A 9,002-nucleotide genomic window follows, 5' to 3' on the forward strand; every position below is an offset into this window, starting at 1 on the left:
CTTTATTGTACTCTCTCAACATTAGTCAGTATAAGCATTTGTCTGACTTTTTGTCAAGACCGAAATGTGATCTCTCCGGTCTTGTCATCCATGCTTTCCACAATAGCGAGCGACTCTACACGGATACCCTTGGAACGGATCAGGTCGCCGCCCTTCTGGAATCCCTTCTCAACGGCAATGCCGACACCCTCTACAGAAGCTCCCGCTTTATTGACAATGTCGATCAAACCCTCCAGTGCGCATCCGTTGGCCAGGAAATCATCAATGATCAGAATATGATCTTCCGGATGCAGGAATTTTTTGGAGACGATCACGTCATATACTCTCTTATGCGTAAAGGATTCGATCTTGGTGGAATATACTTCACCGTCAATATTTACGGACTGGGACTTTTTTGCAAATACCACCGGCACATGAAAATGCTGGGCTGCCACACAGGCGATGCCGATACCGGAAGCCTCCACAGTCAGGATCTTCGTAATCTTACGGTCTGCGAACAGACGCGCCCACTCTTTTCCCATTTCATTGAACAGATCAATGTCCATCTGATGATTCAGAAAAGAATCTACTTTTAATACATTCCCTGCTTTTACTGTACCGTCTTTGCGAATGCGCTCTTCGAGTAATTTCATTGTATGTCTCCTCTTTTGTTTCTACTTAATATATTCTGTGGTAGTACTTTAGGCTTTTATATCTCTTATTATACGCAGGATATTGCTCCTTTTTCAATAGAAGAACTATATTTCTTGCTATTTTGATTACATTTTGCTATGTTAACCATGAGAATACTGAAATTACGAGGTGCCTTATGCCTATCAGAGGATATATCATAGAAAAATATAATGCTATGACCAACGCTTATACCTGCAATCGTCTGGTACAGGAAGCTTCTGCCCTGGATATGGATCTGCGGATTGTAGGGATCCACGATACTATGGTCTCTCCGCATGGTGTTATAAATCATGGTAAAATACTGGAACCCGTGGATTTTGTCATCAACCGCTATAAATGGGGGCGGGAAAAGGATGCTATAAATGCACTTGCCACCCGAAGCTATAATCCTTTAACTGCTTATAATATCTATATTAATAAATTTGAACAGGTACGAAGGCTTCATTCCGAAGCCTTTCTGATCCCGAAATATCTTCTGGGAACTTCACTGTTGCCTTTTTCTTCTATTGTAGAACAACTGGGGCTTCCTTTTGTCGGTAAAGGACTGGAAAGCTCCATGGGCGAGGAAATCGTCTGCATCCGGGATAAAGCTTCTTATGAGGAACTCTCTCTTAACTACCCTTCATCCAAGGAATGGCTCTTCGAAGAATTTATCTCGGAAAGCTACGGCAGAGATCTGCGATTTTACAGCATCCGCGGAGAAGCCGTTGCCTGTATGCAGCGCAGATCCCAGGGGGATTTCCGTGCAAATGTAGCTCTGGGCGCTTCGGTAGAGCCTTACCCTGTCACGTCTGGCATCCGTGCCATAGCCGCAGATATTTACGAGCAGACCGGACTGGATTTTCTGGGAATTGATCTGCTTTTTGGCAGAGAAAAACCCTATTTTTGCGAAATCAATGTTATGCCGGGACTGGAAGGCATTGAAAAAGCCTCCGGTATTAATGTTGCAGCAAAAGTTATGGAAACAATACGATCAGACTTTGCATAAGGAACTCATCTCATATTTGTACCTGCACAGTGTACGAAAATATACGATACTATCGTATCAATAAAATTGCAGGTTACGGAAAGGTATGCTTATTTTTATGAATAATGTTTCCGGAACACCACTGGAATTTCATAAATTCACTACGCAGAAAGAGGCGGAAGAATTCGTCTATGCTTCCTATCTGCGGGCTGCCACACATCAGGACTATGCCGCTCAGGATGCCGGAAAAAGACATCCTGAGCTGACGAGATCTCTGCTCCGGCAGAAATCGATTGCTCCCTGTGTCGTCGTCACCGGAAGCAAAGGAAAGGGCTCCGTTGCCAATATGATCTCCCGGATCCTGCAGACAAATTTTACCGTAGGACTGATGACCAGTCCTCATATTACGGATTTCAGAGAGCGCTTCCGCGTCAATGATACCATGATCAGTGAAACCGACTTTTGCCGTCTGATGGCAGAGATCCAGCCGGAGATTCTGGACATTGCCTCCGATCTGCCGGATTCGGTATGTATCAGCCCCATGGGCATTCAGGCGGACCTGGCACTGACTTATTTTTCGGAAAAACATACAGATTTCAATGTATTTGAATGCGGCAAAGGGGCAAAATATGATGATGTGAACAACATTCGTCACGATTATGCCGTGATCAATCGGATTTTCTTAGAGCATACAAGAGAGCTGGGAGATACGCTGACTGCCATTGCAGAAGATAAATCCCACGTTATCACCGGTGAGCAGAAGTGTGTTTATTTTGCGGAGCAGGAGCCGGAAGTACTGGAGGTTCTGGTTCGCCGTGCCGAGGCTATGCAGGTTCCCTATAAAATATACGGTCGGGATTTTCAGGCAGAAAATATCCGCTATACCTGTTCCGGTATGCTATTTGATGTGGTGATCGGAGATAACATTTATCCTGATTTACAGATTCCGTTATTGGGAGAACATCAGGCGAAAAACTGCGCACTGGCTCTGGCTTTGTGCGTGGATGTCATGGCAGATCTTTGCCGGGAATCCAATGCTCCGGATATATTTTCAGATACAATGTGCAATCAAATTCGCCGCCAACTGTCTGCGATCCATCATCCGGGGCGGATGGAGATTCTAAGTTCGTACCCTTTTATCCTGCTGGATGCGTGCATCCATTCCGCCAGCTGTGAAAATGTAAAAGAAGTTCTGCGTCATCTGGGGATTTCGAATTGTACGGTAATTGTGGGAATTCCGGAGGATAAAGATTACGCAGGGGTGATCCGGTCCATGAGGGAAGTTGCGAACCGAATCATTCTCACCAAATCCGGGAATCCGCATTATCATTTTTCCCAAAAACAGCAGGAGTCATTGGCAGAAGAGGGTATTGGCACGATATGGACAGATTCCGTGCAACAGGCACTGACTCTGGCTGATTCTTGTCCGGATCCCATCGTAATCTTGGGAACGACTTCGGTAATTTCCGAAGTTGAGCGGATTTTTCGGCGATCTTAACTTGCCCTCACCGGATACAGGTGCTACAATGAGGGCAAATAGAAGAGTAGCAAAACATTACGCAGAAAGGAGAAGTCCCATGACAGGTATTTACGGAATCGGTAATTATACTAATTATAGTCTGACCGGCAATTACGGATACGGTTATTCTACCGGTGCGGTATCTTCCGCACGGCCCGAAGAGAAAGGTATGGTAGTAAATCCCGGGAAATCCGATGTGGAAAAGCCCGGCAGGAAATCTTCTCCCGCGGAATGTGAGACCTGCAAGAACCGCAAATATCAGGACGGTTCCGATGAGATGGTCTCTTTCAAATCTGCATCCCATATATCTCCGCAGGCTTCCGCTTCCAGGGTGCGCGCCCATGAGCAGGAGCATGTAACCAATGCCTACAACAAAGCTGCACAGAACAACGGTAAAGTTCTCTCCGCCACAGTATCCCTGCGGACCGCGGTATGTCCCGAATGCGGCACTGTCTACACCGCCGGCGGTACCACCACGACTAAGATCAGCTACAATGACGAGAGCAATCCTTATCAGCAGAACAAAAAATCCGCCGATGCTGCCGCAGTGATTGGACGGAATCTGGATCTGAGTGCATAGACCTCATTACCCGGACTACGCATAATGTCATCCAGGGAATATGACCATCCTCGAAGGGATCAGGTTATTTCTGGGATGCCGTATTACAATCACCAAAATGCCTAATAAAAAACTGAAAAAGCTCCGTATATAGTTTATCAAACTATAGATGAATTTGATAGATAAAAATGTTTAGTTCCATTCCTCGGCTAAGAGAAAATCGCAGATATTTCGGTACTTAATACCATTTCGGCTCATATCAAGTTCATCAAGAGAAACTACATACTTTCTGCAACATCTGAAATCTGCTTTTCAAGCAACTCTGTATTTTCTGGATCAAGTTTTAATAACTTGTCCACGTCCTTCAACTGCTGCTGTGTGCTTTTAATCTGACCGTTTACACTTTTAATGGCTGTTTGTAGTTTGGCGGTATCTCCGTCTATCTCGGCCTGATCTGAAATCACGATATCATAAATCATAAATTGTAATCCTTGCGGATATCAGCAAAAACAGATTTTGCTGATCTAGTATGACCAGCCTGCATATCTGCACATTCTTTCTCTAGTTCTGCATACTTCCATCCTTGCGTTTCTTAATAGACTTGTTGCCATACATTCCCGCACCGCAGAAAAGACATTTCAAAATTCCTGATAATAGATGAATCTTTTCTCTCTCATACTCACCGGCAATTTCATATTCATTATAGTCGCAGAACGCTTTCATTTTTGTCTTCTGTGCATCCAGAGAATAGCCATCTATCTGCATGGTTGTCGAGACACGGGTGTATAAATATACTTTAATTTTCTCTTTCTTCAATTTACATATCACCTCCAGGAAGTGCCGAAACTGCCGACAGATTGATACTGGCTAATGTATCCATCTGCCTGATTGCCAAATTTCTAAGCAATATAAGTCTTTCTGATTGAGGTTTCCCCTGCTCAATTAAAATAGCATTATAACTTTCCATATTTGCCAACACCAACAACTGATTAAAATTTGCATCATCACGCACATTCCCCTTTTTACCCGGATTATTATTTTTCCATTGCTTTGCAGTCTGACCAAATAACGCAACATTTAAAAGATCTGCTTCACTGGCATATGTATAAGCAATCTGTTCTGGTGTTAGCTCTGGTGGAATCAAATTTTCCTTCACCGCATCCGTGTGAATACGGTAGTTCACCTTTGATAAAGCCCTGTTCAAGTTCCAGTCCAATGAAAATCGACTATTTTCATCTTGTTTTAACCTGCGGTAATCTTTCATAATATACAGTTGAAATTCCGGAGAAATCCATGTAGCAAATGCCATTGCAATATCGCTATGTGCATAAGTTCCTCCACCATATCTGCCTGCTTTTGACACTATTCCAATAGCATTGGTCTGTTCAATCCATTTGGTTGACGTCATAACAAACCTGTTTAATCCTGCCTCACTTCTAACCGCCTCGAATTGCACACGGTTAAAATCTGGATTATGAAGTTCTTCCCAAACAGCCAAAAACTCAACTGTATTTCTGTTTCGCATCCAGTTCTGAATGACAAATCTGGGATCATTATCATTTCTATATTTTGCAATATCTGTCAACGAAATATATTCATTTTCAAAATCTTTCGTGTAAATCCCAATATCAATTCCTTTTGCGTGAATAATTTCCCTAACTATATTTATTTGCCATCTCTATTCCTCCACCATGTTCTCCATCTGTTCCAACTTCTGCAAGGCTTTCATATATGCCATCAATCTTTTATACTGCGCATCTCCAAGGCTGTGAATCTGCTTTAAAATCTTAATATCCGACCTGGTAACTTCATAATCCATATCTGCATCTTTATATTCCGGATCAATTCCTTTTCCAGTCAAAAGCTGTTCGGGAGTAATCTCCAATGCATCACATATAGACAACAGACAGTCCGCTTTGGGATTCGTCTTTTTCTTCTTCCAGTCACTGATGTTACTTGTTGCAATCCCAGTCCTTCTTGAAAGTTCCAACTGCGTTATGTTCTTCTGCTCCATCACACAAAAAATTCTTTCACTGATAATCATGATTTTTCCTCCATCAGCTGACTGTAGTACCTGCTTCCGCTCACACTGTCAAGACTCCGCAAACCCGCAAGAATCATCTGCATATCTTTGGAACTCAAAATCGTCCTGTCCATACGATATCCATCCATAATACTGATACCACCACCGGTGCCCTGTGCAGTTTTTATAGGAATACCTGCTTTACAAAGGTCTTCAATATCCCGATTTATTGTCCTTCGAGATACCTCAAATCTTTCTGCCAGTTCAGGAGCCGTTGTCTTTTCTTCCTGCAGTAAGATTGACAATATACCGATAAGTCTATCTATTTTCATCGTTTCTTACACTCCATACATATTATACCTGATTCAACACGACAGCTATATGTCATGTTTATTATATCTGCGAAAAATTTTTCTGTATACAATAGAATGCACGCTCCGCAAACATTCTATTGTCATGAACAAAAAGCCTACGAACATCAGATTTTATTCCCAATGTCCGAAGGCTCAATAACATTAGTTGAATTTTCTCCATCCGATAAGCCAAGTTAGCCTATGATTCACTTGGAATCATCTGAAAATACTTCAACGCCTCTTCAATCGCTATTTCTTTTGGGCATTCCGGCTGTCCGCCCTTCTCAGATTTTGGCTTATTATAGTTCTCTCTTTCTATAATTCCATGCTTCTGCTTTATCTGTGCAATATACAGATTAGATACCTTCATCCCATCATTATGCTCTGCCACATACTTCTTTATCTCCTCATAAGTAGCCTGTCTACGCTCCGCTTCGGTCCGCGCTGGGCAAAGGTCCCCTGGACCTTTAGCGCCTCTCAGCCGCCGTTAAATCCATCTCGTCCATGTCAAGTCTCACATTCACATGATGCTTCGCTTCGTGGAGTTTGGACAATAAACATACTGTCTCCACATGTGTTGTCACTAACATAGGAACACACATCTTTTACCTCGTCTACGATATGGGAACACAATTCTTTAGCTTTGTCCCCTACGCTCTTAGACTTGTCGAAACGTTCCTTTGCGTTTCCAATTTCATTCTTAAATCCTGTTTTATATATGAAAGTTATTTTATAGGGATCTTTGTTTCCATCTTCATCATAGCCACCGACTATGACTTTTTCTATAATACTTTCAAAAATACCTCTATCAAACTCCTGCAGCACTTCTTTTTGTGATAGTGCTTTCTTAAAATCTGCTACTCGTCTTTTTAGAGATACCTCATCTTCCATTTGCTGTTCTAACATCGCTATATTTGCTTTGATGTCAGATAGCTTTCTTTCATAGCCTACATCTGTTTCCTCATAAATATCTTGGGAAACGATTCCTTCTAAATATTTCTCCAGAAGCCTTTTCCTCTTTGATTGAAGATTATCTGCACTTTTTTGAAACTTCGACAATTTATCTCTAACAGAATCTTCACTCAAAGTCTTCTCTACTCTGGTAATAAACTCTTCTAATACATCCTTATTATCAGCACATAACATTTTGTAAGACTCTATAAAGGCTTCCTCAATTACCTGTTCCGGTATTCCCTTACTATCCGGACAATATCGTTTGCCATGCTTTGTAGACTTTACACATTGCCATATCGTTTTCTGATATTTTGAGCTACTATGCCAGCTTCGTCGTGATAAGCTCGCACCACAGAATCCGCATTCCAACATACAGCTAAAGGCATATTGTCTACTAAACTTTTCTCTTTTCCCCGGTGTTGCTGATTTTCTGCCACCATTTCTACGCTCTCTAATCTCCTGAGCTCTTGCAAATGTTTCTTCTGAAACAATCGGCTCATGGTGATCTTTAATATAAAATCTATCTTCTTCTCCGAGATTTTCTAATCTTCTCTTTGAAATAGGATCGACCGTAAATGTCTTTCCCAGCAAAATATCGCCTTTGTATTTCTCATTGTTGATAATTCCCATTACACTCGATGATGTCCAATCATTTCCCTTTATGGTTGTTATTCCCTGCTCGTTCAATTCTCTCGCAATCATGGTACTTCCTGCACCAGCAACATACCTATCAAAGATATATCTTACTACTTCAGCACCCTCTTCATTGATTGAAAGAGATTTTGTTTCAACATCATAATCATAACCGAGACAACCTTGAAATCCGACTAACTCCCCACGTTTCATTTTCATCTTCAAGCCCTTTTTCACATAAGCCGAAGTATTCTCAACTTCCTGCTGTGCAACAGAGCTTAATATAGTCATAAGGAATTCGCCATCTTTCATGGTGTTTATCTTTTCCACCTCAAAATAAACTGCTATGCCTCTTTCCTTTAACATTCTGACATATTTTAATGTGTCCAATGTATTTCTGGCGAAACGTGGAAGACTTTTTGCAATGACCATATCAATCTTACCATCCATACAGTCTTGTATCAACCGTTGAAAATCTTCTCTTTTATCCACCTTTGTTCCTGTAATAGCTTTATCGGCATACACGCCTGCAAATACCCATTGCTTATTATTTTGAATAAAATCAGTGTAGTATTTAACCATTGAATTATAACTTTTTATCTGATCCTCATCATCTGTGCTTACACGACAATATGCAGCTACTCTCAGGCGGTCAACCTTCCTTACTTTGGAAGATTCGTCAAATGGATTATTGGCTTTAATAACTTCTACTTCCATATTTTCTCCTTTTGTGTTCCCACCATAGTGTGCATAATTATTATATTCCAATACACACAGTACGTCAAGTTGTAATATTGGATACTACTCCATAATCTCTCATCAATCGTTTCTTTATTTTTTCATATTCAAAATCATTGATTAGCTTCATACTCAACAGTTGTCTTAACATAGACAATTGCATACTGTATCTCAGCAACTTTTTCTTTTCTATAATATCCACCTCCAAATTCTATAGGCAGCACTTTATCTGCCCATGACAAACAGGAACCCATGCTCCTATCTCTCATCAACAGATAACAAAAAAATCCATACAGGTGGCAGGTCATTACTCTGCCCACATCGGTATCGCACCGTCATCCAAATTGACCGGATTTCTCCGGAAGTATCATTATCAAAAATATGTATCTTTGCCCCGTGCAACTGCTGCACATTTTGCCAGACATCTCTCGCTACTTACCTTAACTTCAATACCAAGTTTCAGTATTCCTTCGTATGAACCTTCTCTATAAAAGAAAGCAGGTATCTCTTGGCGTGTCCGCATAGTGGCTCCACATATTCCACACGTCCTGTACGCATTTGTATATGAAATTGTCAAGGTACAT

11 protein-coding genes and 2 pseudogenes are annotated in these 9,002 nt (G+C 41.5%); 3 read left to right on the forward strand and 10 right to left on the reverse strand.

Features of this window, described 5'->3' with window-relative positions:
- Positions 1–53: 53 nt before the first annotated feature.
- A complete protein-coding gene (locus FYJ59_RS09285) occupies positions 54–632 on the reverse strand; it encodes a xanthine phosphoribosyltransferase (protein ID WP_022153634.1) in 579 nt (192 codons plus the stop codon).
- Positions 633–808: 176 nt separating this feature from the next.
- Between FYJ59_RS09285 and FYJ59_RS09290 the strand changes: the two genes are divergently transcribed.
- The 3 genes from FYJ59_RS09290 to FYJ59_RS09300 all read left to right on the forward strand — a co-directional run bounded on the left by FYJ59_RS09290 (position 809) and on the right by FYJ59_RS09300 (position 3,738).
- Entirely contained in the window at positions 809–1,660 is an 852-nt protein-coding gene (locus FYJ59_RS09290) for an ATP-grasp domain-containing protein (RefSeq protein WP_154496592.1), read from the forward strand.
- 97 nt (positions 1,661–1,757) lie between these two features.
- A complete protein-coding gene (locus FYJ59_RS09295) occupies positions 1,758–3,137 on the forward strand; it encodes a bifunctional folylpolyglutamate synthase/dihydrofolate synthase (RefSeq protein WP_154496593.1) in 1,380 nt (459 codons plus the stop codon).
- Between the two features lie 79 nt (positions 3,138–3,216).
- A complete protein-coding gene (locus FYJ59_RS09300) occupies positions 3,217–3,738 on the forward strand; it encodes a hypothetical protein (RefSeq protein WP_154496594.1) in 522 nt (173 codons plus the stop codon).
- 257 nt (positions 3,739–3,995) lie between these two features.
- Here FYJ59_RS09300 and FYJ59_RS09310 read toward each other — a convergent pair whose 3' ends face one another.
- From FYJ59_RS09310 to FYJ59_RS13940, 9 genes and pseudogenes are all read right to left on the reverse strand, one after another.
- Complete coding sequence (locus FYJ59_RS09310; RefSeq protein ID WP_154496595.1) at positions 3,996–4,196, reverse strand: hypothetical protein; 201 nt, start codon at positions 4,194–4,196, stop codon at positions 3,996–3,998.
- A gap of 193 nt (positions 4,197–4,389) precedes the next feature.
- A pseudogene (locus FYJ59_RS14445) lies at positions 4,390–4,533 on the reverse strand (recombinase family protein); the annotation flags it as partial.
- Position 4,534: 1 nt separating this feature from the next.
- Positions 4,535–5,386 carry a KilA-N domain-containing protein gene (locus FYJ59_RS09325; protein ID WP_328597225.1) on the reverse strand — a complete coding sequence of 284 codons (852 nt, stop codon included), beginning with the start codon at positions 5,384–5,386 and terminating at the stop codon, positions 4,535–4,537.
- A 9-nt stretch (positions 5,387–5,395) separates the two neighbouring features.
- The gene (locus tag FYJ59_RS09330) at positions 5,396–5,761 is read right to left on the reverse strand and encodes a helix-turn-helix domain-containing protein (protein ID WP_117658848.1); all 366 of its coding nucleotides are present in this window, start codon (positions 5,759–5,761) and stop codon (positions 5,396–5,398) included.
- A 5-nt stretch (positions 5,762–5,766) separates the two neighbouring features.
- A pseudogene (locus tag FYJ59_RS09335) lies at positions 5,767–6,072 on the reverse strand (helix-turn-helix transcriptional regulator); the annotation flags it as partial.
- Between the two features lie 220 nt (positions 6,073–6,292).
- The gene (locus FYJ59_RS14120) at positions 6,293–6,484 is read right to left on the reverse strand and encodes an RNA methyltransferase (RefSeq protein ID WP_328597223.1); all 192 of its coding nucleotides are present in this window, start codon (positions 6,482–6,484) and stop codon (positions 6,293–6,295) included.
- Between the two features lie 116 nt (positions 6,485–6,600).
- Positions 6,601–8,397 (reverse strand): recombinase family protein, encoded by a 1,797-nt coding sequence (locus FYJ59_RS09345; protein WP_154496596.1) that lies wholly within the window; start codon positions 8,395–8,397, stop codon positions 6,601–6,603.
- Positions 8,398–8,461: 64 nt separating this feature from the next.
- Complete coding sequence (locus FYJ59_RS14125) at positions 8,462–8,620, reverse strand: SHOCT domain-containing protein (protein WP_456300784.1); 159 nt, start codon at positions 8,618–8,620, stop codon at positions 8,462–8,464.
- Positions 8,621–8,791: 171 nt separating this feature from the next.
- The coding region (locus tag FYJ59_RS13940) for a hypothetical protein (RefSeq protein ID WP_205839512.1) at positions 8,792–9,002 on the reverse strand (211 nt) is incomplete at its 5' end.

It is taken from the genome of Waltera intestinalis (assembly GCF_009695995.1).
GTDB classification, from domain to species: Bacteria; Bacillota; Clostridia; order Lachnospirales; family Lachnospiraceae; genus Acetatifactor; species Acetatifactor intestinalis.